General features: G+C 67.7%; 12 protein-coding genes. 5 read left to right on the forward strand and 7 right to left on the reverse strand.

Annotated features, from left to right (window positions below):
- Nucleotides 1-68: 68 nt before the first annotated feature.
- From AB0L82_RS20900 to AB0L82_RS20910, 3 genes are all read right to left on the reverse strand, one after another.
- On the reverse strand, nucleotides 69-14,129 hold the full coding sequence (locus tag AB0L82_RS20900) for an amino acid adenylation domain-containing protein (protein ID WP_364638505.1): 14,061 nt from the start codon (nucleotides 14,127-14,129) through the stop codon (nucleotides 69-71).
- Between the two features lie 6 nt (nucleotides 14,130-14,135).
- Nucleotides 14,136-14,849, reverse strand: a complete 714-nt coding sequence (locus AB0L82_RS20905) for a DUF6875 domain-containing protein (RefSeq protein WP_364638508.1) — start codon at nucleotides 14,847-14,849, stop codon at nucleotides 14,136-14,138.
- A gap of 190 nt (nucleotides 14,850-15,039) precedes the next feature.
- Nucleotides 15,040-16,431, reverse strand: coding sequence for a glycine--tRNA ligase (locus AB0L82_RS20910; protein ID WP_364638511.1), 1,392 nt, complete (start codon nucleotides 16,429-16,431; stop codon nucleotides 15,040-15,042).
- A 163-nt stretch (nucleotides 16,432-16,594) separates the two neighbouring features.
- Between AB0L82_RS20910 and AB0L82_RS20915 the strand changes: the two genes are divergently transcribed.
- From AB0L82_RS20915 to AB0L82_RS20925, 3 genes are all read left to right on the forward strand, one after another.
- A complete protein-coding gene (locus AB0L82_RS20915; protein ID WP_364638514.1) occupies nucleotides 16,595-17,236 on the forward strand; it encodes a hypothetical protein in 642 nt (213 codons plus the stop codon).
- Between the two features lie 208 nt (nucleotides 17,237-17,444).
- Entirely contained in the window at nucleotides 17,445-17,735 is a 291-nt protein-coding gene (locus tag AB0L82_RS20920) for a metalloregulator ArsR/SmtB family transcription factor (protein WP_364640379.1), read from the forward strand.
- A complete protein-coding gene (locus AB0L82_RS20925; RefSeq protein WP_364638517.1) occupies nucleotides 17,736-18,152 on the forward strand; it encodes a Fur family transcriptional regulator in 417 nt (138 codons plus the stop codon).
- 71 nt (nucleotides 18,153-18,223) lie between these two features.
- Here the strand turns inward: AB0L82_RS20925 and AB0L82_RS20930 are convergent, their stop codons facing one another.
- Nucleotides 18,224-19,195, reverse strand: a complete 972-nt coding sequence (locus tag AB0L82_RS20930; protein ID WP_364638520.1) for a hypothetical protein — start codon at nucleotides 19,193-19,195, stop codon at nucleotides 18,224-18,226.
- 103 nt (nucleotides 19,196-19,298) lie between these two features.
- On the opposite strand from AB0L82_RS20930, the gene AB0L82_RS20935 reads away from it, so the two are divergent.
- Nucleotides 19,299-19,925, forward strand: a complete 627-nt coding sequence (locus AB0L82_RS20935) for a TetR/AcrR family transcriptional regulator (protein WP_364638523.1) — start codon at nucleotides 19,299-19,301, stop codon at nucleotides 19,923-19,925.
- A gap of 45 nt (nucleotides 19,926-19,970) precedes the next feature.
- Here AB0L82_RS20935 and AB0L82_RS20940 read toward each other — a convergent pair whose 3' ends face one another.
- The 3 genes from AB0L82_RS20940 to recO form a co-directional block, all read right to left on the reverse strand.
- Complete coding sequence (locus AB0L82_RS20940) at nucleotides 19,971-20,354, reverse strand: hypothetical protein (protein ID WP_364640382.1); 384 nt, start codon at nucleotides 20,352-20,354, stop codon at nucleotides 19,971-19,973.
- 26 nt (nucleotides 20,355-20,380) lie between these two features.
- Complete coding sequence (locus tag AB0L82_RS20945; protein WP_364638526.1) at nucleotides 20,381-21,184, reverse strand: isoprenyl transferase; 804 nt, start codon at nucleotides 21,182-21,184, stop codon at nucleotides 20,381-20,383.
- 232 nt (nucleotides 21,185-21,416) lie between these two features.
- On the reverse strand, nucleotides 21,417-22,184 hold the full coding sequence (recO, locus tag AB0L82_RS20950) for a DNA repair protein RecO (protein ID WP_364638529.1): 768 nt from the start codon (nucleotides 22,182-22,184) through the stop codon (nucleotides 21,417-21,419).
- 254 nt (nucleotides 22,185-22,438) lie between these two features.
- Between recO and AB0L82_RS20955 the strand changes: the two genes are divergently transcribed.
- Nucleotides 22,439-23,860, forward strand: a complete 1,422-nt coding sequence (locus AB0L82_RS20955; RefSeq protein WP_364638532.1) for an amidase — start codon at nucleotides 22,439-22,441, stop codon at nucleotides 23,858-23,860.
- Nucleotides 23,861-23,889 lie beyond the last annotated feature (29 nt).

Raw genomic sequence — 23,889 nt, forward strand, 5'->3', positions numbered from 1 at the left:
CGAGCGGGTTGTCCCCGCCCATTCTTCACCAGCCGGAAGCTATGCCAATAGGATTCGCCCGGCCACCCTCATAGCCGATCCAGATATGCGGTGATCAGCGGGCCGATCTCGGCCAGAGCGGCGGCGGTGACCAGTTGGTTGTGGGTGAACCCGACCGGATGTTCGGTGATCGCGCCCGCGATGAACGGACGCCAGGTGGCGATATTCGGCGTCGGATCCGGATTGCCCGCGGCGGAGACGAACATCAGATCACCGTCGAAGACATCGGGTCGATGGTCGGAGATCTGCCGCAGCAGATGTCGCAGATCGCTGTAGAAGTGCTCGATTTCGGTTGCGGTGAAGGAGATTCCGGAGGCGGCCAGCAGGTCCGCGGCCTGTGCGGGGGTTACGCCCTCGAAGCCCGCGGGCACATCGATGCCGCCGAATTCGGCCAGCAACATGGCCAGCGGCGGCAGGTCGGTATCGGCGGTGATCCGCACCTGAGCCCGGGCGTCCATCATGATCAAAGACGGGACTCGCGCACCGCGACCGCGCAATTCGACCGCTATGGCGTGCGCGACGGAACCGCCCGCCGAATAGCCGAGCAGGTGATACGGCCCCTCGGGCTGCACCCGGCGGATCTCCTCGACATAGCGCACGGCCAGATCGCGAATCGTGCGATCGGCGGTGCCGCCATCCACCACGCCCGGCGATTGCAGTCCGTAGACCGGGTGGGCACGATCGATGTACTGCACCAGACCGCCGTAGCACCAGGCCAATCCGACGGCCGGATGGATACAGAACAGTGCCGGTCCGTCCCCCGCCGGGCGCATGGGAAGCAGCACCCGCAGCGATGGCTCCACGCCCGGCTGTTCGGCGGCCTCGGCGAGCCGCCGGGCCAGCGCGGCGGGGGTGGGGTCCAGGAACATCCATTGCAGCGGCACAGGGATGCCGGTGCGTTCGCGAACCAGGGTGACCAGCTGCACCGCGGCCATGGAGTTGCCGCCGACCTCGAAGAAGTTGTCGTCCACGCCGATCCGATCGGCCGCCAGCACGGTCTCGAAGGATGTGGTGAGCGCGCGTTCGGCATCGGTGCGCGGGGCGCGGTACGGACGCCGCTGCGGTTCGGGGTGAATGTTCACCGCGGGGGCATCCTCGTCATGAATCCTCGCCGTGAGGGGCGGGAGTCCACCCGCCTCGACCACACCGATCGGGGCGTCCGGGGTGGCGGTGACCGCGGTGATCAGGGCGACGAAGGCGTCGGTCATGGTTCGCGCGGTGGCGCGGTCGAACAGATCGGTGGCGAAGGTGAGCGCACCGGTGAGGCCCGCCGGTTCACCCGCCGGGCCGAACTGCTCGGCCAGCATCCATTCGAGATCGAACTTCGAACCGGGAGCCGGGGCCTCGAACGGGCGAATCTCCAAGCCCGGCAGCGTGGTTCGCGGAATCCGCACATTCTGGAAGGCCAACAGCACCTGGAACAGCGGATGATGCGCGGTGGAGCGGACCGGGGCCAGCGCCTCCACCAGGCGTTCGAAGGGCAGATCCATATTGCCGTAGACGGCCAGATCGGCCCGGCGGGTGGCCGCCAGGGTCGCGGCGAAGTTCGCGGCCGGGTTCAGGCGTGAGCGCAGGACGACCGTGTTCACGAACATGCCTACGAGATCATCGAATTCGCCGTCACCTCGGCCCGCTACCACCGAGCCGAGCGCGATATCGGTGTCATCGGAGAGCCGGGCCAGCAGCACCGCCAGGGCGGCGTGCACCACCATGAACGGGCTCGCGCCCTGGGCGCGGGCAAGGACCTGGATACGGTCGTGAACCACTGCGGGAATGGCGAATTCGATGCGGTCGCCGATACCGGACGGGAGTTCGGGCCGGGGGCGATCGACCGGGATGCGGTGCACCTCGGGCAATCCGGCGAGCGTGCCGCGCCAGAAGTCCAGTTGGTGGTGCGCGAGGCTTTCCGGATCGGCGTCGGAGCCGAGCAGATCACGCTGCCAGAGCGCGTAATCGGCGTATTGCAGCGGGAGCGGGGTCCAGTTCGGCTTCTCGCCCGAGACCCGGGACAGATACGCGCCCAGCACATCTCGCGCCAGCGGGGCCATGGACCAGCCGTCGGCGGCGATGTGATGTACGGCCAGCGCCAGCACCGCGTATTGGGGTGCGGTGTGCAGGACGCAGACGCGCAGCGGGGGTTCGCGGGTGATGTCGAAGCCTCGGGACAGCTCCGACATCAGGCGCTGCGTGACTTCCCCTACGTTCGTGGCGATTTCGGTGACGGGTGTGGCTCCCGGCGCGGCGGGGCGGATCTCCTGATACGGCAGGCCGTCCGAGTCCACGGGATAGATGGTGCGCAGGGTTTCGTGCCGTTCCACCACATCGTCGATTGCGGCGCGCAATGCCGAGATATCGAGTGTCCCTTCGATTCCGAACGCGCCCGGAATGTTGTAGACGGGCGATCCGGGGTCATAGCGGTTGAGGAACCACATGCGCTGCTGAGCGGCCGAGAGCGGAATCCGTTCGGGACGCGGCCGGGGGCCGGGGCGGGGGCGATCGGCGGCCGTGCCCGAGGCGACGAACGCGGCCAGTTCGGCCACCGTCGGTGCGTCGAAGAGGGCCCGGACCGGAACTGACCGATCGAGTAGACCACCCAGCCGGGCCACCACCTGGGTGGCAATGAGCGAATTACCGCCCAGGGCGAAGAAATCGTCATCGCGCCAGACCTGATCGATGCCGAGCACCTCGGCGAAGACGGCCGCCACCGCCTCCTCCTCGGGGCCGATCGCCGCCTCGTGCGCACCGGCGATGAGCTGCGGTGCGGGCAGGGCATCGCGGTCGAGCTTGCCGTTCGCGGTGCGCGGGAGCTCATCGAGCACCGTGATGGCAGCCGGGACCATATATGACGGAAGCCTTTGCGCCACCGAACGCTTCAGCGCCACCGGATCCACTCCGGCTCCGGTCTCCGGAATCACGTAGGCGACCAGCATTCCGCCGCGAGCGTCCGCACGCACCAGCGCGACGGCGCGGGCCACGGCCGGATCGGCGATCAACGCGGCTTCCACTTCACCCAGCTCGATGCGCAGGCCGCGCAGCTTCACCTGGGTATCGGTGCGGCCCAGATACTCCAGATCGCGATTACGATGGCGGACCAGATCGCCCGTGCGATACATGCGCCGCCCCGGCATGAACGGATCGGCGACGAAGCGGGCGGCGGTCAAGTCGGGGCGGTCGTAATAGCCACGCGCCACCGGGATTCCGGACAGATACAGCTCGCCGATCACACCCTCGGGGACGGGGCGCATCCGATCATCCAGGACCAGCGCCCGCACACCCGGAGCGGGTGCGCCGATCGTGATCGGATCACCCGGGCGCAGCGCCGCACTGCCTGTCGCCCACACCGTGGTCTCGGTGGGGCCGTAATCATTGAAGTGCAGGCGATTCGGCGCGGACCAGGCCGCGACCAGTTCTGGCGGGCAGGGCTCACCACCGGTAATGATCACCCGCAGTCGATCCACACCCGCCGGGTCGACCGTCGCCAGCGCCGACGGCGTAATGGCGATGTGCGAGACCTGTTCCCGGGCAAGAAGTTCCGCGAGGTCCGCACCCGCGAAGACAGTGGGCGGAGCCACCACCAGTGTCGCGGCCGCGCTCAATGCCATGGTCAATTCCAGCACCGAGGCGTCGAAACTCGGTGACGCCACCTGCAATACGCGGGAATCGGAGGTGATTCCGTCACGAACGCGCTGTGCCTCGGCGAGATTCGCCAGACCGGCGTGCGTCACCACCACCCCCTTCGGCGCACCGGTCGATCCGGAGGTGAACATGACGTACGCGGGGTTCCCGGGGTGTGCCCGCGGTGCGAGGCCACCGGACGACCGGCCGAGCCGATCAGACTCTGCGATGCGGCTTTGGTCGGCATCGCCGCCTCGCGGCAGAGTGGACTCGTCACTACGTCCGGTCTCGGGCTGCGCCGCAGCGGATTTCGCGGTGAGGTCGGCGTCGAGGCACCACCACTCGACGGTGTCGGGCAGACGGTCGCGCTGTGCGGAAACCGTCAGGCCGAGGGTCACGCCGGAGACGTCGACGATGCGGGCTATGCGTTCGGGTGGGTAGGCCGGGTCGACGGGGACGAAGGCCGCGCCGGTGCGGGTGATCGCCCAGATCGCGAGGATGGATTCGATCGAGCGCGGGATGCCCACGGCCACCAGGGTTTCCGGCCCGGCTCCGGCGCGGGTGAGGCGGTCGGCGAGTTGTCTCGACCGCTCATCGATCTCGCGGTACGTGAGCAGGCGGTCGGCGCAGCTCACCGCGACTCCGTCGGGGTTGGCGGCGACCGCTTCGGCCATGAGTTCGGCCAGTGTGCGGGGCGCGGCAGCCGGGGTCATCTCGGTCGACAACTGATCTCGCTCGGCGGTGGTCAGCAGGTCGATATCCCCCACCGGCAATTCGGGATCGGCCGTGACCGTGGCCAGCAGCCGCACCAGGCGATCAGCGAACGCGGCGACCGTGGATTCGTCGAAAAGGTCTGTGGCATAGGCGCATCGCAGTTGCGTGCCGTCCACATCCGCGACCACCGTCACACTCAGGTCGAATCGAGTGTTGCTCTGCGGCAGATCGATTGGAGCCACCGTCAGCTCGGGCAGGCGGAGTTCCGGAATCGTCAGGTTCTGGTACACCAGCATGATCTGCACCAGCGGATGCCGGGCCTCCGAACGCGCCGGGGCGAGCACCTCGACCAGTCGCTCGAACGGCACATCGGCGTGCTCGAAGGCGGCCAGATCGGACTCCCGCACCCGGTCCACCAGGGCGGCGAAGCTCTCCCCCGGCTCGACGCCGGTGCGCAGCACCAGGGTGTTCACGAACATTCCGACCAGCTCATCGAGGTCCCGATGCCCGCGCCCGGCCACCGGGGTGCCCACCACCACGTCCCCGCTGCCGCTCAGCCGGGCCAGCAGCACCGCCAGCGCGGCGTGTACGACCATGAACGGGGTCGCCCGGTGCCTCCGGGCGAAACGGTCGATTCCGGCCGTCAGCGCGCCGTCCAGCCGGGCTGTCGCCTCCCCCGCGCGATGGCTCGCACGCGCCGGACGCGGCCGATCGGCGGGCAACTCGACGTGATCCGGCAGTCCCGCCAACGTCCGCGACCAGAACTCCACCTGCCGAGCCAGCAGCGACCCGGAATCCCCCTCATCCCCGAGCCGCGCCAACTGCCACAGCGTGTAGTCCGCGTACTGCACCGGCAGCTCCGCCCAGGCAGGCCGCTGCCCGGCCGCACGCGTCGCATATGCGGCGGCCACGTCCCGAGTGAGCGGGGCCATCGAGAAACCGTCGGTGGCGATATGGTGCGCGACCAGCACGATGACATGCTCGTCCACATCCGAGTCTGCATGCGATGCCGCTGAGCGCGAACCCGATGCCGCAGCGCCTTGATCAGGTACGGTGAGCGGCCCATTCGAGGGCACCGGAAGCGACCCGCCCGGGGTAATGCGGAACAGCCGCAAGCGCAAAGGGACAGCGGCGGTGACGTCGAAACCGCCTGTCACAGTATCGATCACCGCGGCAGCCAGTCCCTCGGCGGCAATCGCGACGGGTTCCAGATCCAGCGGCACCTCGTCGACGGTGAGCACAAGCTGCCCGCCGACACCGTCGATATCGGGGTAGACGGTGCGTAGGCTCTCATGCCGCTCGAGCACATCGCAAAGCGCGGCCCGCAGCGCGACCCGGTCCAATCGTCCCGAAAGCCGCAGCGCCACAGGCACGTTGTACGCGGGCGAAGCCGGATCGTAGCGATTCACGAACCACATCCGCTGCTGCGCGGGCGACAGCGGCACCGGATCCGGACGCGGGCCCGGCACCAGCGCAGGACCGGATACGCGGCGCACTCCGGTCTCGGTAAACAGCCGAGCCAGATCGGCGACAGCCGGGGCGTCGAACAGCAGCCGAACCGGGACGGGAGAACCCAACTCGGCTGTGAGGCGGGCCGCCACCCGGGTCGCGATCAGCGAATCACCACCGAGGGCGAAGAAATCGTCGCGGGCACCCACGCGTTCATGACCGAGCACCTCGGCGAAAGTCTCGGCTATCAACACCTCGACCCCAACCGGCTCGACGTACTCCGCCTGCGCCACTTCGGGTTCCGGCAGCGCGCGCACATCGATCTTGCCGGTCCGGGTCCGCGGCAATTCCGCGAGGATCTGAATGCTCGACGGCATCAGGTAACGCGGCAGCCGGGCCGCAGCCCAGGACATGAGGTCCGTCGCGGCCACGTGCACCGTCACAGCTGCGGCGAGGGTGACGAAGGAAACCAACATGGTTGCGCCGGTAGCGGTTTCCCGCGCAACGGTAATCGAGGACTCCACCTGCGGATGGGTGACGAGCATGGCATCGACTTCACCGGGCTCGACGCGAATCCCACGCACCTTCACCTGAAAATCCGTACGCCCCACGTACTCGAATCCGGCCTCGGTACAGCGCATCAGGTCACCGGTGCGGTACATGCGCTGTCCGGCGGAATACGGGTCGGCGACGAACCGGCTCACGGAAAGTCCTGCGCGCCCGGCATATCCGCGAGCCACGCCTGGACCGGACACGTACAGCTCACCGACGGCTCCCACCGGCACCGGGCGCAACCAGCCGTCAAGCACCAGCAGGGTCGCACCGGGGACCGGAGCGCCCAATACGGCGGCGGTCTCGGCCATCATCGGCTCGCCGTAAGCGGCGGCGATCGTGGTCTCGGCTGGACCGTACGAGTTCACCATGATGCGCTGCGGCATGTCGCGGGTGGCGGTCATGCGGGTTACCAGGGCGGGTGGGCAGGGCTCGCCGCCGGTCGCGATGACGCGGACCGAGTTCAGGGTCTCGACGTCCACGGTCGCGAGGACGGTGGGGGTGCAGATCAGGTGGGTGGCCGAACTCGCGACGAGAGCGGCGCCGAGTTCGGCACCGGCGTTCGCTTCGGGCGGCGCCACGACCAGTGTTCCTCCGGCCGCGAAGGTGCTGAGCCACACCAGGATCGCGGCGTCGAAGGCCGGGTTGAGGCAGTGCAGCATTCGGGTGTCGCGGTCGAGGAGACAGTGCCGCGCGGTCGCATTCGTGAGGTTCGCCAGGCCGGTATGGGTGACGGTCACGCCCTTCGGGGTGCCGGTGGAGCCGGAGGTGAAGATGACGTAGGCCGCGTGGTCGGGGCGCAAGTGGGTAGTGCGGTCGGCGTCGGTGATCGGGTCCGCGGGCGAATCTTCCATGCGGGCGCGTGTTTCCGGGGCGTCGAGTAGCAGCCAGGAGAGGTTGCGTGGCAGGTCGTCGGACACCGTGGAATCGGTGATGCCCAGCAGGGCATCGCATTCGGCGGCGATCGTTGCGGTTCGGGTAGCGGGCTGGGTGATATCCACCGGGACGAAGGCTGCGCCGGACTTGGCTATCGCCCAGATCGCCACCATGGATGAGAGCGAGCGCGGGAGGGCGACCAGCACCGTTCGCTCCGGACCTGCTCCGGCCTCGATCAAGGTGCGCGCCAAGCGATTCGCTTGCGAGTCGAGATCCGCGTACGTCATCAGTTCCGGATCACCACGAGTGCCGGCGATCGGCGCAGCGTTGGTGATCGCGACCGCATTCGGCAGTCCTGCCGCGGTGAGCAGGTCCGGGAGCAGGCGTATCGGGTTCGACGGTGCACCATGGCGTACGGCAGGGGAATCCAGCACATCGCCGGTGCGCAGGGCTCCGATTCGGCGCTGCGGGTCCTCGGTGAGGGCGATCAGCAGGTGCGCGAGCGCCTCTGCGATCGAATCTGCTTGTGGACCATCGAAATAGCGGGGTGATCTGGTCAGCTCCAGGCGCAATCCGGCATTGGCGTAGGTGGCCAGGGAGAGGGGGTAGTGGGTGCCGTCGTGTGCGCGGATGCCGGTTACGGCCAGTTCGGCCTGGCGGGTGGCGGCGGTCAGGGCGGCCGCGTCGACCGGGTAGGACTCGAAAACCGTTGCGGTGTCGAAGAGGGGGCCGAGGCCGGTGTGGGCGTGGATCTCGTCCAGGCCGAGGTACTGCGCATCGCCGAGGGCGGCCTGTTCACGCTGTACGCGGGTCAGTAGATCGGCGACGGTTTCGCGCGGGTCCAGGGTGATGCGGACCGGGACCGTGTTCACCAGCATGCCTACCATGCGGTCGGAACCCGGCAGCTCCGGTGGCCGTCCGGAAACCGTTGCGCCGAAGACGATATCGGCCGAGCCGGTGAGCGTGCCGAGCAGCAGCGCCCACGCCGACTGGACAATAGTGTTCACGGTGACCTGGCAGGAGGCGGCCAGTGCGCGCAGACGTTCGGCGGCGTCATCGGGCAGGGGTACCGCGTGCGCGACCGGTGCGGTGGTCGTATCGGCGCGCGGGGCGGCGGGCGCGACCAAAGTCGGGCCGTCGAGATCGGCCAGCGAGCGTGCCCACACGTTGCGGGCCCGCTCGGTATCGCGGCCGGAGAGCCATACGAGGTAGTCGCCGAACGGGACCGGCGGCGCGAATCCGCTGTCGTCCCCGGAGGTTTCGTACAGGCCGACGAGTTCGGCGAAGAGCAGCGGCATGGACCAGCCGTCGAGAATCAGGTGGTGGTTGGTGATGACGAGCCGATACCGGCGCTCACCCATCGCGAGGCACAGGAATCGGATGAGCGGCCGCTTCGCCACGTCGAAAGGCTTCGAAAGCTCCTGCGCCGCTATCGCATCCAACTCCGACTCGGTCGCACCGAAGGCCTCGCGGTACTCGCACGGGGCCTGCACGCGGGCGGCGATGACCTGCACCGCGTGCTCTCCCGACTGCGCGAAGCCCGCCCGCAGCACCTCATGCCGTTGGACCAGCGCCTGGGTGGCCGCCGTCAGGCGAGCCGGATCCAGATCGCCTTCCACATCGATGACGGCCTGCACCGAATACCCATCGGCCCCGCCCCCGGCCAACTGCGCCTGGAACAGCAGTCCGCGTTGCAACGGGGTCAGCGGCAGCGCGGTGTCCAACCGTCCGTAATCCCGCTCCCACGAATCGATTTCGTTCTGATTGACAGCCAAGAGGGGCACATCGACCGGTGTGATTCCACCGGCCTCCGGATCGCGAATCGAATCGGCGATCTCCGCCACCGCCACTGCCCATTCGCGCGCCAGTGTCTCGACCTCACCGCTCTCGATTGCCCCGGGGGCGTACTGCCACACCGCCCGAATCCGCAGTCCGCGCTCCGACTCCAATGCCACCGCGTCCACGGAAATCACTGCGGCCAAAGGCATTTCCGGGTCAGCGTGACCGCCGAGACGGGCCGCCATCCCCACCGGCAACCACTCCCCCGCAATCTCGAGCGCCGGAATCACGCCGAGATAGTTGAACCCCACCTGCGGCTCCGGCAACTGAGCCAGGCCCGCACCGGTGCTCTCGCTCGAATACCGCAGCAGCCCGTACCCGAGTCCGCCCCCGGGCACACTTCGCAATTGCTCCTTGACCAGTTTCAACGCTCCCACCGCCGAATCCACGGCAACGGGTCCCAGTCGCACCGGCACCTGCGCGGTGAACCAGCCGACGGTCCGCGACAGTTCCGCGCCCGGCACCACCGTCTCGTCCCGCCCGTGTCGCTCGACTGCGACAACGGTTTCCGAATCGACGGGCCCGCGGCGACGAGCCAACGCCAGGGCCAGCCCGGCCAGTAGCGCATCTTCGACGCCGCAGCGATAGGCGGCGGCGATCCGGCTCACCAATATTGCCGAGGCGGTATCGGATATCTCGACTTCGAGCCGTCCTACTGAGCCGTGCGTATCGAGCGCCGGGTCCAGCCGCCGCGTGCCCAACACCGGATCCTCGGCCAAAACCGTTCGCCAGTAGTCGTATTCACTGGCGGGCCACACCGGGGCCTCGACGTCCGGCATTGCCTCCGTGCGCGCCGAGTCGCGAAATTCCGCGATATCGCGCAACGCGTGCGCCCAGGCACGCATGGAGGTTCCGGTGGGTTGCAGGACCGGAACGGCCCCGGCGGAAGCCTGGGACCAGGCAGACATCAGGTCCGGCAATAGAATTCGCCACGACACCGCGTCACAGGCCAGATGGTGCACCGCGATCACAAGTCGGCCGGATACGCCGGGACCCGCATCCAGCCAGGTGAGCGCGACCATGATCCCGGCACGCGGGTTCAAGCGCGTCACCGCCGCGGCCAACTCGGGTTCGATCGCATCCGCAATGGCCTGACCGGCAATGTCCGATCCCGTATCGCGCGACGGTCGGGTGACGGTCTGCGGGACCGTCGAATCGTATTGGGTACAAGCGACTCTCGCGATCAGAGCGGCGGCATCCACCAGGTGCGGCGGCTGCACCTCCAACTCCAGCCCGGATGCGGCCGGAACGATACGAGCGCGCAGCATGTCGTGCCGATCCAGCAGCGCCTGAACGGTGCGAGTCAGCGCCGCACGTTCGATACCCAGCGGCAGCTGAACGACCATCGATTGGGCGAAATGCTCCCAGCCCGGCCGGGACAACAACCACGCCGCGACCGGGGTGAGCGGCAGCCGACCCACACCCTCACCGGGCAGCTCGGCGAGCTGCGCGGGACGATCGTCCGCGAGAGCGACCACGGCGGCCAGACCCGCCGGGGTGCGATGCTCGAAAACCTCCCGCGCCGAGAAGATCAACCCCGCCGCCCGCGCCCGCGAGACCAGCGTGATCGCCATGATCGAATCGCCGCCCAGCGCGAAGAACGAGGTATGCGGCCCCACCTCGGCCGTACCGAGAATCTCGGCGAACAGCGTGCACAGCATCCGCTCGGTCGCACTCGCCGGCTCCGCGCGGTGAACAGGCTGCGCGACAACGGGTTCGGGCAGCGCCCGGCGATCAACCTTGCCATTCGCCGTCAGCGGCAACGCCCCCAGCACGGTGACCGTGCCCGGCACCATATAGGGCGGCAGCCGCCGCGCGGCATGATCCAGCAGATCCGCCTCGGTGACACTCACCCCCGCGTGCGGCACCACATACGCCGCCAGCACCGTCCCCCCACCCGGCCCCGGCCGCGCCACGGTGACCGCGATCTCCACCGCCGCATGCGCATTCAGCGCCGCATCGATCTCCCCCAGCTCGATCCGCATCCCCCGCAACTTGACCTGGAAGTCTCCTCGCCCCACGTACTCCAACACCGGGGCGGGACGGCTGCCGCGCAGTTCGGAATCCACTCCCGACGCACCGGGAGTCGAGACCGACCCGAGTGTCCAGCGGACCAGATCGCCGGTGCGGTACATGCGACCGCCGCCGGGGGCGGGGACGAAGCGTTCGGCGGTCAGGCCGGGTCTGCCGACGTAGCCGCGTGCGACACCGGGGCCGGTCACATACAGCTCACCGGCGACGCCGATGGGGACCGGGCGCAGCCAGCGATCCAGGACCAGCATGCCCGCACCGGGGATGGGGTCGCCGATGCCCGCGTTCTCACCGGGCACCAGGCCCCTGGTGTAGGTGACGGCCACCGTGGATTCGCTGGGACCGTAGGAGTTGAGCAGGTCACGGCCGATTCCGAAGCGCGCCACTATATCCGGCGGGGTCGGCTCGCCGCCGGAGGAGACCGCGCGCACGCCGTCCAGAGCATCCGGCTCCAGGGTGGACAGCACCGCCGGGGTGGAACACACCTGGGTGATGCCGTAATCGCGGACCAACGCCGCCAATTCGTCCCCGAGCACCGGATCGGATTCGGCGACAACCAAGGTCGTGCCGGAGGCGAAGGCCATCAGCCACTCCAGCACCGACGCGTCGAAACTCGGGTTCAGGCATTGCAGCACCCGGGCACCGGGTGCGACCCGGTATGAATCAACCATCGCCGCAGCCAAACCCGCGAGACCCGCATGGGTCACCACCACGCCCTTGGGCGTCCCCGTCGACCCGGAGGTGAACACCACATATGCCGGGTTGGCCAGCCGCGGCCGACCGCGCAGCTCATGCGCGGCCAGCGGATCGGCGGAGTAGCGCACCCCGGTGACCTTGCCGCCCAGGTCATTCGGCGAATCCGGGCCTGCGTCGCGATGCGGCGCATCCACCGCAGCAGGCGCAGACTTCCCATCGGGCACAGCAGGCACAGACCCCCCATCGGGCGCTGCAGGCGCAGACTCCCCATCGGGCCGATCGGACGCGGGAATACCGGGAACGTCCTCGGTGGGCACTCCAACGGAGTCAGGGGCACTCGGTCCAGCGGGCGCGACAGGCGGCGCGCTCCGCAGACCCTGAATAAACGATTCGTTCGTCACGCGTTCGGCCAGGCCGTCCGGGTCGGCCTGCTCGGAAAGCAGGTGGTCCAGGGGAATCCAGCGCACCGCGTCGGGCAGGTCGGCGGAATTCGCAAGGGTCAGGCCCAGGGTCGCGCCGCATTCGGAGGCGATGCGCGCCATTCGGTCGGCGGGCATGGCGGTGCCCAGCGGTACGAAAGCGGCTCCAGTTTTGGCCACCGCCCACAGCGCGACCATCGCCTCGATGGAGCGTGGGAGTGACAGCAGCACAGTTGATTCCGGTCCGAGCGCCGGGAACGACGCGTGTGTGGATTCGGCGGATTCGTGTAGGAGCCTGCGCGCCAGGCGGTTCGACAGCGCGTCGAGTTCGCCGTACGTGAGTTGGCGGTCTCGGCCGATGACGGCGAGGCCGTCGCGCCCTGCCTGTCGCAGCCCCGCTGCCAGAATCTCCGGTAGCAAGCGGGGTTCCGGGGCTTTCGCACCGTGTGAACCCGCGAGCAGTGGCTTCTCGTCGGCGGTGTAGTACTCCAGGGATGTCAGCGGCGTATCGGCCTCGGCGGACAGCAGGGATTCGAGCAGAGTCAGGAAGCGGCGGTGCTGTCGGGAGAGCGAATCCTCTTCGTACAGCCGGGGATTCGCGGCGAAGTCGACGTGAATCGGTGCGCCCGCGCCATGCTGGTAGAAGTTGACGAACAGGTCCTCGATCGGACCGGAGGTCAGCACGTGCAGGCTGGAATCGACGCCCGCGAAGTCGATTCCAGCCGGGAACAGCATGATGTTGATGACCGGGCCGACGAAGCCGCGACCGAACTCCGGCCGTGCCGCGTCCTCCCGAGCCTCGCCCGGACGCATACCGTCGCCGCCCGACGGCACCCCCGAATCAGGCCCGGCATCCACGCCGACAGCAGGCCGATCCCCCGCACCCCAGTGCATATCCTCGGCGCGAAAACGCTGGTGGCGCAAGGCCCCCGAGGCCGCCACCCGAACCGCGTCGAGCACCTCGCCCACCGTGCCCTCGCGGGGCACGCGTAGGCGCAACGGCACCACATTGGCGATCATGCCGCCGGAGCGGCGCAGCACCGCCGTGGTGCGGCCCGAGACCGGCAGGCTCAGCACCACGTCCTCGGTGGCGGTCAGCCGCGCGTAGTACAGCGCCAGCGCCGCCATCACGACGGTGGCCGAGCTGGCGTCGAAGCGATGCGCCGCGCTCTCCAGGCGTGCGGCGATATCGGCTCCGAGTTGGGCGCGGGCTTCGCGGCCCAGGGCGCAGGCGGGGGCGGTGGCCGAGACCAGGCTGCACCGTTCGGGCATGCCCGCGGTGACCTCGCGCCAGTACCGCTCATCGGAGCCGAAGCGGCTCGAATCACGGTATGCCAGTTCGGCTTCGTGCACCTGTAGCAGGGAAGCGGCGGTGCCCGCGGGTGCGGATTCGCCGCGTACGGCCGCGTTGTACAGCTCGGCGACCCGGTACAGCATGGTCACCGAACCGAAGCCGTCGATGAGAATGTGGTGGGCGCGGGTGTACCAGAGGTGATGGTCGGACCCGACCCGGATCACCACGGTGATGCCCGCCCGCTCACCCAGCAGATCGATGGGTGCGGCCACATCCGCGCGCATCCATTCCAGCGCCGCCGCAACGGGTTCCGCCCGATCGGCGAAGTCCTCGAACTCCACGGCGGGCTCGATATTGGGGTCGACGACCTGGTAGGGCCGGTCCTCGATCTCCACCAATCGCAGTACGCCGGAACCGAATTCGCGCCCGGCGACGGCAGCGGCGTTACGCAGTGCCCCCAGATCGAGCGGTCCGCGCATCTCGATGTACTGCGCCTCCGACAGCGGCACGCTCGGATCCAGTTGCTGCGCATACCACATGCCGAGCTGGGCCGGAGAGAGCGGAAAGACTGTGGCGGTCTGTTCCGCCGCGAGTTCGCGCGTCATGACGCCTCATCGAGTACTGGTCGAGCAAGATTCGTCTTCCCGCTGTTCCTCATACGCCGGAACCCAGGAATCGGGACGGGCCGTCAGGCGACCCACCATGACCGTCCGCACATGTGCGGGCAGGCCGGGTGCGAACTTGCGCACATACGCGTCCATCCATTCCGGCTTTTCCAGCAGGAAAGGGAAATCGGTTGTCATCATCGAGCGCACCACCAACATGGGCAATGGCGCGTCCAATGGCCGGAAGTCTTTGTTCCACAATCCCGGCTGATCGCATCCCGGATAGAATTGCCCGAGCATCGCACCGCGTTCGACGAATTTGGTCTTGAATTCCGCGTGAATCTCGTCGATCAATGAATAGTCAACCAAATTCGGGAATACGGTGATCATTCCGCGCAACACCGATGTCGAACTACCATTGCCCGTCGGCAGTTCGGGATAGACCTCGAGGGCATCCTCGATGATGGCCCGCACCCACATCGGACGCGGCTCCGCGGCCGGGACCTGCGCGAGCCACAGCAGATCCCGTCGCATGGACGGTTTCACATACGGACATACCGGTCCGTCGCGGCCCAGTTCGGGACTGGGTCGGGTCAGAAAGGAATCAGCCCAAGATCGAAAGGCCGCAACCGTGGAACGGGCGGCAGGACAAGACGATCCAGAGTCCCCCAATGAGACCCATTGCAGCCCCGAACGGGGGCCGATAACAAGCTCGCTCATGACTCACCTCGACAGATTGAGCTACAGCGACAGGCGCCGTTGCCCCATACCTATCAATACTGCTCCGGTCATGGGCCGTTAACACGAGTAGTGGCATACCCAATTGCCAATCAGCGCCCCGAATTTCAGGGGCAACCGAATAAAGAAAAGACCGGTCAGGCATTGACCGGTCTTCCTCGGGAGTCGGAAATCAGGCGCCGATCAGGCGCGCGGCCAGGTAGCCCTCTACTTGATCAAGCGCGATTCGCTCCTGCGCCATGGAATCCCGCTCGCGCACGGTCACCGCGTGATCCTCGAGCGTGTCGAAGTCGACGGTGATGCAGAACGGGGTGCCGATCTCGTCCTGACGGCGATAGCGACGGCCGATGGCGCCCGCGTCGTCGAACTCGACGTTCCAGTTGCGGCGCAGCTGCGCGGCCAGATCCTTCGCCTTCGGCGACAGCTCGGCATTGCGCGAGAGCGGCAGCACCGCGGCCTTCACCGGCGCGAGGCGACGATCCAGGCGCAGCGTGGTGCGATCCTCCACACCGCCCTTGGCGGTCGGCACCTGCTCCACGTGATACGCGTCCACCAGGAACGCCATCAGCGAACGGGTCAGACCGGCCGCGGGTTCGATCACGTACGGCGTGTAGCGCTCACCGCTGGTCTGATCGAAGTAGCTCAGATCCTGTCCCGAATGCTCGGAATGGGTCTTCAGATCGAAGTCGGTGCGGTTGGCGACGCCCTCGAGCTCACCCCACTCGCTGCCCTGGAAACGGAAGCGGTACTCGATATCCACCGTGCGGGTGGAGTAGTGCGAGAGCTTCTCCTTCGGATGCTCGTACAGCCGCAGGTTCTCCGGATCGATGCCCAGATCGGTGTACCAGGCCAGCCGGGTGTCGATCCAGTACTGATGCCACTGCTCGTCCTCACCCGGCTTGACGAAGAACTCCATCTCCATCTGCTCGAACTCGCGGGTGCGGAAGATGAAGTTGCCCGGGGAGATCTCGTTGCGGAAGCTCTTGCCCATCTGGGCGATACCGAACGGCGGCTTCTTGCGCGCGGTGGTCTCGACGTTCTTGTAGTTCACGAAGATGCCCTGCGCGGTCTCCGGGCGCAGGTAGTGCATGCCCTCTTCGGACTCGACCGGGCCCAGGTACGTCTTGAGCATCATGTTGAAATCGCGCGGCTCGGTCCACTTGCCGACGGTGCCGCAATCGGGGCACACGATGAGCTCCATGGACACCGAATCCGGATCATCGAGCTTGTGCTTCTCGGCGTACGCCTCCTGCAGGTGGTCCTGCCGGTGCCGCTTATGGCAGTTCAGGCATTCCACCAGCGGATCGTTGAACACCGCGACGTGACCCGAGGCGACCCACACCTGACGCGGCAGGATGATCGACGAATCGAGGCCGACCACATCCTCGCGACTGGTGACCATCGAACGCCACCACTGCCGCTTGATGTTCTCCTTGAGCTCGACACCCAGCGGTCCGTAATCCCACGCCGATTTGGTGCCGCCGTAAATCTCACCGCTCGGGTACACCAGACCCCGTCGCTTGGCGAGGTTGGCGACGGTGTCCACCTTCGACTTGGGTGCCACTGAGGAAATCTCCATCCGGTCCGTGAAAACTACAAGGGACGTGCTCAAGCCTATCGGTACCGGGCTAGGCGTTTTACCCCGGGCGCGGGCACCGCGACCGAGCCCGGGTGGGCCACGCTGCCCCCGGTATTCGGGGCTGCGGGCATGCGAGCGACACGCCATAGTGGAACGACCGGTCAGCCGCTCCAGTGCGGTGGGCCGTTTCTCGGCCGAGCAGGTGGCCGCGGCCGAGGCGCGCGCCAAACAGCTCATCACGCTGGCCCGGCTCGACCCGCATGTACTCGAGACCGGTGATGCCGAACCGGTGCTGGCACTGCTCGCGCCACACCAGGTGGAAGCGCTGCGCGAGCAGCTCACACCGGGCAATGAGCGCCAAACCGCTTGGATCACCACCAAACTCGCGCCGGGCTTCACACTGCTGCCCGCTACACCGCGCGTGACCGGCAGCATGTCGGCGGACCTCGACGCCAAGGGCGAGCTGAGCATCAAGACCAATTACATCGTGGCCTACGCCTTCCGCCCGCCCGCCTCGCCCGTGATCAAGGATCCGATGCAGGTGATCGTGCTGGTGCGCGAGCAGGTCGAGTACACCTGGGTCGACGATCCCGCCTACGGACAGAGTTCGCAGGGCATGCACTTCGGCGACATCCGGTCACACACCTATGCCGCCAACTGCGAATGGTTCAAGAAGGGCTACCTGGCCCCGTCCTACAGCGAGACCGCGAAACCGAGCGGGACCCCGGCGCGACCGACCGAACAGTACTTCGACCCCACCATCCCGATTCCCACCGAATCCAACTGCTGAGCGGTCACGAACCGATCCCTCCCGATACGCTCCGAGTGTCACGTTTGACATGCGCACCCTTGCATATAAGAATGGCATCGGTTTCCAATAAGGAGTTGGTTCGATGACCACCGACAGTGGTGCCCCCCTGCGGCGCTCACGCGTCGCCACCGAGGCCCCGACCGCGATTCCGCACGACCCGTACCCGTACCGGTCACCCCAGCCGCCTATGGTGCCCTCCCGCACCATTCTGGACTCGGCCGGCGAACTGCTGCGCGCCCTGGCCGCCCCCGTGCGCATCGCCATCGTGCTGCAACTACGCGAATCGCCGCGCTGCGTCCACGAACTGGTCGACACCCTCGGGGTGACCCAGCCGCTGATCAGCCAGCACCTGCGAATCCTCAAGTCCGCGGGCGTGGTGCGCGGGGAGCGCACCGGGCGCGAAGTGATCTACGAACTGGTCGACGAACATCTGGCGCATATCGTCATCGATGCCGTCGCACACGCAGAGGAGGGGTGAGTGGTGGGAACAACCGAGAAGACGGTCGGCGTCCGCAGCACCCGTCAGCGCAGCGCCATCGCGGCGCTGCTCGCCGATATCGACGAGTTCCGGTCCGCCCAGGAGCTGCACGATGAACTCCGGCGGCGCGGTGAGGGCATCGGACTGACCACGGTCTATCGGACGCTGCAATCACTCGCCGAGGCCGGACTGGTCGACATGCTGCGCACCGACTCCGGCGAGTCCGTGTACCGGCAGTGCTCCACCGGACACCACCATCACCTGGTGTGCCGCCATTGCGGGCGCACCGTGGAGGTCGAGGGACCGACCGTGGAGGCGTGGGCGGATTCCATTGCGGCGGAACACGGTTTCACCGATATCAGCCACACCATGGAGATCTTCGGCACCTGCGGCGGCTGCGCGAGCGGCAAGAGCTGAGAGCGTCGGCCGAACGACATATTGCGCCCCTTGCAGTGAGACTGCAAGGGGCGCAATGCATTAGGCGGGTATCAGCCCGCGACGGGGACGGGCTCCCTGAGATCGGCCGTCGCGGTCGCGGGGCGCGAGCGCAGGATGCCGATGCCCAGCAGGGCGAGAGCGGCCGCGGCCCAGACCAGTAGGACCGTCAGCGGGCCGCCCGCCTTCGCGCCGTCGAAGAAGGCGACCGAGCGGAGCAGACTGGCGGCGGCACCCGGCGGGAGCAGCTGGCCGATCGTGCCCCAGGGCCGCGGGAGCAGTTCGGGCGCGGAAGTGGCCGCGGAGAACGGGTTTCCGATCAGCACGATGAGGATGGCGGCCAGGCCGATGCCCGCTCGGCCGATCGCCGCGGCGAGGCCGACCACGGTTCCAGCCACCGCGAAGGACACCAGCCCGGCGATGGCGGCGAGGGTCAGGTAGGAACCGGGGAGCAGGGACAGCCAGCCGCTGATGATGCTCATGCTGAGCAGTCCACCGGCGATCGCGAAGGTCGTCAGACCCAGGCCGCGCGCGGGAATGGACGGGATCAGCAGGGTCAGCAGAACACCAGCGGCGATGCCGGACAGGGCCAGGGGCAGCACCATCGCGCCGAAACCGGTGCCGCGCGGGTCATCCGGATCGGCGGCGATCACATCCCGCACGGCCGGGGCGGGCGTCCCCGACAGCTGCTGTGCGATGGCCGAGAGCTGTTGTGCCACCGCCGGACTCGCGGCGGAGGCGATCAGCACCACCGGCTGACCGCCGGTCACGATGGCCCCGTACACATCCCGGTCCGCGATGGCGGCGCGGGCGGCGGATTCGTCTGCGACGGTGCGGATATCGAAGGCGTCGGCGTCATGTTCGGCCAACTGCCGCGATACGGCCGCGGCCTGCGGGCCGGTGACGGCGATGGGCAGTTCGCGGGGCTTGATATTGGTGGCGGGCCAGGCGAAGGCGATGAGCATGATCGCTTGGATGAGGGCGGCCGCGAGGCCGAAGGCGACAGCGCGCTGGGTGGTGGTCATCAGGCACTTCCAGTAAATCGGATGTTCGTTCTCTTTTATTGGGACAACCCTGACATCGAGCTGTCAGCTTGTCAAGAACGGATATTCGTTTTACTTTGGGCGTATGCCCAGAGTCAGCGAAGAACACCTGGAACGCCGCAGACAGCAGATCCTCGACGCCGCGCAAACCTGCTTCGCCCGCAAGGGCCTGCACACCACCACCATGCAGGACGTCTTCGCCGAATCCGGACTGTCCGCGGGAGCGGTGTACCGCTACTTCAAATCCAAGGACGACATCATCGCGGCCCTCACCACCGAGGCCACCGTCGATCTGCGCGCCGCCCTGAGCGAAGCGGTCTTCAGCGATCCGCTGCCCACTCCCCCGGAGCTCATCCTCACCATCTCCGAAACCATCGTGCGCCTGTCCGGACCCGGCGGCCCGGTCCGGCTCATCCCGCAGGCCTGGGCGCTGGCGCTCACCGACGCCAATATCGCCGACTACGTGCGCACCAATATCGGTGGCATTCGGCGACTCTGGGTCGACTACGCCATCCGCATGCGCGAAATCGGCTGGCTCCCACCGGATGCCGATGTCGAGGCGGTGGCCAAGGCATTCCTCGGCCTGCTACCCGGCTTCATTCTGCAATTCCTGATCCTGGGCGATACCGACCCCGAATCCTTCGCGCGCGGAGTCGAACAGATGCTGCCCGCGTACGCGAAACTGCCGCAGCCCGAAACCTCGCCCAACTGAGCAGGATTCACCGGCGGCAGCGAAAACCGTTGCCGCCGTGCGGATTCAGGGCAGCACCAGGCCCTGGCGGGCGCGGCCCGCACCGGACAGCACCAGCAGCAGCATGGTCGCGAGCGCTTCATCCTCCAGGCCCGCGGCCGGGAACGTGTAGCGCAGGATGATATCCGCCAGCTTGTCATGGCCGACGATCGTGATCGAGCCGAACTGCAGCGCCGCGTTGCGTTCGGCAACCCGCTTGTGCAACTGCGGTTTCAGCGGGCGATCCCAGGCCAGCACACAGGTCAGGGTGAGCACATCCAGGCCGGGGGCCAGATTCACCCCGCGCAGCGAGCAGAGCGCGCCGTCGAATTCGAAACCCAGGCCACCGCCCTCCTCGACCCGGACCGCGACGTCATAGCGGGACAGCGCGGCTCCGGCACGCGCCTGCAATTCCGCCGCCGGGGCGATCGCATCGCTCACTTCGCGCCACCGAAGCGGCGGTCACGCTTGGCGTACTCCAGGCAGGCGTCCCACAGGTTGCGGCGGTCGAAATCCGGGAAAAGCGTTTCCTGGAACACGAATTCGGCGTAAGCGGACTGCCACATCAGGAAGTTCGAGGTGCGGAACTCACCCGACGGGCGCAGGAACAGATCCACATCCGGCATATCCGGCTCATCCAGGAAGCGGGCGACGGTGTCCTCGTTCACCTTCTCCGGATCGATCTCGCCGGACTTCACCCGGCGCGCGATTTCCCTTGCGGCATCGGCGATTTCGGCGCGACCACCGTAGTTGACGCACATGGTCAGCGTCATCACGTCATTGTCCTTGGTGAGCTCCTCGGCGATCTCGAGCTCCTTGATCACGCTGCGCCACAGGCGCGGCCGCCGGCCCGCCCAGCGCACCCGCACACCCATCTCGTGCATCTCATCGCGCCGCCTGCGGATCACATCGCGGTTGAAGCCCATCAGGAACTTCACCTCGTCCGGACTGCGCCGCCAATTCTCGGTGGAGAAGGCGTACGCCGACAGCCACTTCACCCCGATCTCGATACAGCCCTCGACGGTATCCATGAGCACCGCTTCGCCGCGCTCATGCCCCGCGGTCCGCGCCAGCCCGCGCTCCTGCGCCCAGCGGCCGTTACCGTCCATCACCAGCGCGACATGCCTGGGCACGAACTCGGCGGGAATCGCGGGCGGCGTCGCACCCGAGGGATGCGGCGAAGGCGGACGCACCGCGCGCTGGACAGCGGAAGGTTTGCGAGTACCGATCACGCCCACCATCCTGCCCGATGCCCCCAACCCCGCGAACACACCCACGGACTTCCCACCGACTCCCCACACTTCCCCCACACCGACCGGGTCGACGCGGTATCGGGAGCACGGTATGCCGCCACGACGAAAACGCACCGAGTGCGCATGCCGAAGTGCTCGCTATCTCGCCACGCAGCAAGCCGGCCGATACGACGAGCTGGACATGGACACGCTCGCGGCAGGGGTTGCGCGACTTGCGGGATCAGCCGACGGCGGCGGATTCGGCGGCCTCGTGCGGGCGGGTGCGCTCGATCAGGGGCAGGGTGCGGAGTTGGCGTTCGAGATGCCATTGCAGGTGGGCGGCGACCAGGCCGCTGGCTTGGCGGCGGAGGTTGTCGGGGACGGCGTTGACGCCGGACCAGTCGCCGCGGTGCAGGGCGCTGAGGTGTTCGAGGACGCCGAGCATGGGGGTGGCCGAGCCCGGGGGACGGCAGTGCACGCAGACCGCGCCGCCCGCCGCCACGTGGAAAGCGCGGTGCGGGCCGGGGGTGGCGCAGCGGGCGCAGTCGTCCAGAGCCGGTGCCCAACCGGCGAAACCCATGGCGCGCAACAGGAATGCGTCGAGGATGAGTTCATGCGGGCGGATGCCCTGCGCGATGGCGCGCAAAGCTCCGGCGGTCAGGGTGTGCAGTCGGGGCGCGGGCGCGCGCTCCTCACCCGCTAGGCGTTCGGCGGTTTCCAGTACGGCGCAGGCGGTGGTGTAGCGGCCGTAATCGGCGACGATGTCCGAAGCGAAGGCTTCGACCGTATGCACCTGGGTCACCACATCCAGATTGCGCCCGGGATGCAACTGCACGTCCACATACGCGAACGGTTCCAGCCGAGCCCCGAACTTGGACCGGGTACGCCGCACGCCCTTGGCGACCGCGCGCACCAGACCGTGCTGGCGGGTCAGCAGGGTGACGATACGGTCGGCCTCGCCCAGCTTGTGCTGGCGCACCACTACCGCATTGTCTCTGTACAACTGCACCGCAACAGTCTCGCACGCGACACCGACCGCGCGACGACCCATGCGAGCGCGCCGAAAGATTTGGTACGGGCGCGAATACCGGAAACTCCCGATGCCCTGCATCCGATCGCCCGTCTGTGCAGCGCCGGGATCGCAGCAGCCCCGAGGATATCGCCGACTGAGAACGCTCGGGTTCCTAAATGCCCGCGAACCCTGGACGTGTGACCAGAATCGCGCTAGGTTTCCCGCGTGCGGCAGGGAGACGGGATTCACGAATGACCACGGCATCGGTACATGAACTCGGGTTGGCGGAGCTGGCGGCGGCACTCGAGCGGGGGAAGATCAGTTCGGTGGCGGCTACCGGCGCGGTGCTGGATGCCATCGACGCGAGTCAGGATGGGCTCAACGCGTTTCGGATCGTGCGGCGGGAACAGGCGCTGATCGAAGCCGCCGAGGCCGATCGGAGATTGGCGGCGGGTGAGCGGGCACCGCTATTGGGAGTGCCCATCGCAGTCAAAGATGACACCGATATCGCCGGTAGCCCAACGGCTTTCGGATGCGGTGGCGAATTTCCGGATAAGACCGAGGATGCGGAATCGGTGCGCAGGTTGCGCGCGGCGGGTGCGGTGATCGTCGGTAAGACCAATACCTGTGAGCTGGGGCAGCTTCCGTTCACGAGCGGTAATGCGTTCGGGCACACCAGGAATCCGTGGAGTGCCGAGCACACGCCGGGCGGGTCGTCCGGTGGGTCGGCGGCGGCGGTCGCGGCCGGATTGGTGCCCGCCGCACTGGGATCCGACGGTGCGGGGTCGGTGCGCATTCCGTCGGCGTGGAACAACCTGGTGGGCATCAAACCGCAGCGCGGGCGCATCTCCACCTGGCCGCTGCCCGAGGCGTTCTACGGGCTCACCGTGAACGGGCCGCTGGCGCGCACCGTCGCCGACGCGGCGCTGCTGCTGGATGTGGCGGCGGGACCGCACGCGGGCGATCTGCATACGCCGCAACCGATTCGGGCCTCCGACGCGGTCGGCCGCGATCCGGGCAAGCTGCGCATCGCGCTCTCGCTGCGCACCCCGTTCACGGCCATCAAGACCGCACTGGACCGCGAGGTGGAGGCGCGCGTGCACGACACCGCCAACACCTTGCGCGGTCTCGGGCACGAGGTCACCGTCGCCGATGTGCACTACGGCGTACTGCTGGGCGCGACCTTCCTGCCCCGCTCCATGGTCGGCATCCGCGACGCACTGAATCGCCTGCCCGGCGCACAGGTCGATCCACGCACCCGGAGCAACGCCGTCACCGGCCGCGTACTCGGCCCGGCGCTCTTCGCAGCCCGACGAGCGGAACCGTTGCTGCGCATGCGAATCGGCCGCTTCTTCGACAATTACGACCTGGTGCTGGCCCCCACCACCGCCACTCCCCCGCCCGGCGTGCACGAGATCGACGATATCGGCTCGTGGGCCACGGACCAGCTCATCACCTCGTCATGCCCGTACACCTGGCCGTGGAATGTCCTGGGCTGGCCCGCGGTGAACGTCCCCTCGGGCTTCACCGACGCGGGCCTGCCCGTCGGTTCCCAGCTCATGGGCCCCGCCAACTCCGAGCCCCTGCTGATATCTGTTGCGGCCCAATTGGAATCCGAACTCCATTGGCACAAACACCGCCCCACCCCTTGGTGGAACCGCCCCGCCGCCTGACCAAGATCAGACGGCGGCATCGCACGGGT

It is taken from the genome of Nocardia sp. NPDC052001 (assembly GCF_040680615.1).
Classification (GTDB): Bacteria; Actinomycetota; Actinomycetes; order Mycobacteriales; family Mycobacteriaceae; genus Nocardia.